The sequence below is a fragment of the Agromyces sp. P1_H4 genome (assembly GCF_056405255.1).
The window spans coordinates 1-1,663 of the sequence record NZ_JBFUCL010000514.1; the positions used below are offsets into that span (position 1 = coordinate 1).

The 1,663-nt window shown below is 72.5% G+C and carries 3 protein-coding genes; all 3 read left to right on the plus strand.

The window, feature by feature from the left end; translation table 11 throughout:
* A partial coding sequence (locus AC1DY2_RS19515) for an aggregation-promoting factor C-terminal-like domain-containing protein (protein WP_476763918.1) occupies positions 1-167 on the plus strand: 167 nt, incomplete at its 5' end.
* A gap of 17 nt (positions 168-184) precedes the next feature.
* Positions 185-1,012, plus strand: coding sequence for an oxygenase MpaB family protein (locus AC1DY2_RS19520; protein ID WP_476763917.1), 828 nt, complete (start codon positions 185-187; stop codon positions 1,010-1,012).
* Positions 1,009-1,503: an Lrp/AsnC family transcriptional regulator gene (locus AC1DY2_RS19525; RefSeq protein ID WP_309978661.1), complete on the plus strand. Its 495-nt coding sequence runs from the start codon at positions 1,009-1,011 to the stop codon at positions 1,501-1,503. Before AC1DY2_RS19520 ends, AC1DY2_RS19525 begins: the two co-directional genes overlap by 4 nt.
* The last annotated feature ends 160 nt before the right edge of the window (positions 1,504-1,663 follow it).

The window sequence follows — 1,663 nt, forward strand, 5'->3', positions numbered from 1 at the left end:
CCTACGGCATCCCGCAGTCGCTGCCCGGCAGCAAGATGGCCAGCGCCGGCGCCGACTGGCGCACGAACGCCGCCACCCAGATCGACTGGGGCCTCGGCTACATCGACGCCCGGTACGGCTCGCCCTGCGCGGCGTGGGCCCACTCGGAGGCCACCAACTGGTACTGATGGCCGATCATGGACTGATGGCCGATCACGACGAACGCGAGGTGTTCCGCCGGCATGGCGCCGAGGGGGCGTTGCTGCTGGGCGGCGGCGCCGCGATCCTCCTCCAGCTCGCCGATCCGCGCCTCGCGCGGGGCGTCGCCCGGCACAGCGGCTTCCAGGAGCGTCCGCTCGACCGGCTGCTCGGCACGCTCGACTACGTGTACGCCATCGGCTTCGGCGACGACGAGCTCGCCCGCGATGCGGCGCGACGCGTGAACGCACGGCACGCCCCGGTCCGAGGCGGCGCGACCGACGACGGGCCGTCGTACAGCGCCTTCGACGCCGACGCACAGCGCTGGGTCGCCTCCACGCTGCTCGCCATGGCCCTCGCGGTGCACGAGCGCGTGTGGGGTCGGCTCGACACGGCGAGCGCCGATGCGGTCGTCCGCGGCTACGCCCCCCTCGGCACGAGCCTGCAGGCCCGCGGCAGCGGGTGGCCCGACACGCGGGCGGAGTTCGACGAGTGGTGGGCCGAGCGGGTGCGCCGGCTCGAGGTCGGCGAGGAGGCGCGCACCGTCGCGCGCGCGCTGATGTCGGGCACGTCCGCGCTCCCGCCGGGCAGCCGTGTCCTCCTGCCGCCCGTGCGCCTGCTGACCGCAGCGCTCCTGCCGTCCGGCATCCGTGAGGCCTACGGGTTCCGCTACACGCCGCGTGCGGCGCGGGTCGCCGACGAGTGGTTCCGCGCGATCTCGCTGTTCTATCCTCGGCTCCCTCGGGCGATGCGGCACGCCCCGATGCGCGCCTCGCTTCGTCGCGCACGTCGTCGCAGCCGCTACGCTGGGCATGAGCCACGAGGACGACGATGACCCAGCAGACACCGCACCGCAGCGACGCGCTCGACAGCATCGATCGACGCATCGTCGCCGAGCTGAGCCGCGACGGCCGGCTCTCCGTCCGCACCCTCGCCGAGCGGGTGCACATCTCCCGCACCGCGGCGCACAACCGCGTCCAGCAGCTGCAGAAGCGCGGCGTGATCACGGGCTTCGGAGCCCAGATCGACCGCAAGGCGATCGGCCTGAACATCTCCGCGCTCGTCGTCGTGCGCATCGGCGAGGTGTCCTGGGAGGAGATCGCGGCGAAGCTCGCCACCCTCCCCTTCGTCGAGAAGGTGCAGGCCGTCTCGGGCGACATCGACATCATGCTGACCGTGAGCGCACCCGACCACGAGCAGCTGAGCCAGGCGATCCTCCGCGACATCCACGACATGCCGGGCGTCGTGTCGACGCGGTCGCATCTGATCCTCGCCGAACTCGAGGGCCACCCGCCCGCGCAGACCCTGGACATCTGGCGCACCTGAGGCCTTGCGTCGCGGACGGACGGCAACGCTTTGGCCGCGCCGCAGCCGTTCGTTCACGCTTCCGCTCGACGCCCCACGCGCGAGCGCAAGCTGTCGCACCATGGCCATATGAGCCTCAACGTCGAGCACCAGAGCGTCCGAACCCTCCCGTCGGAGAAGC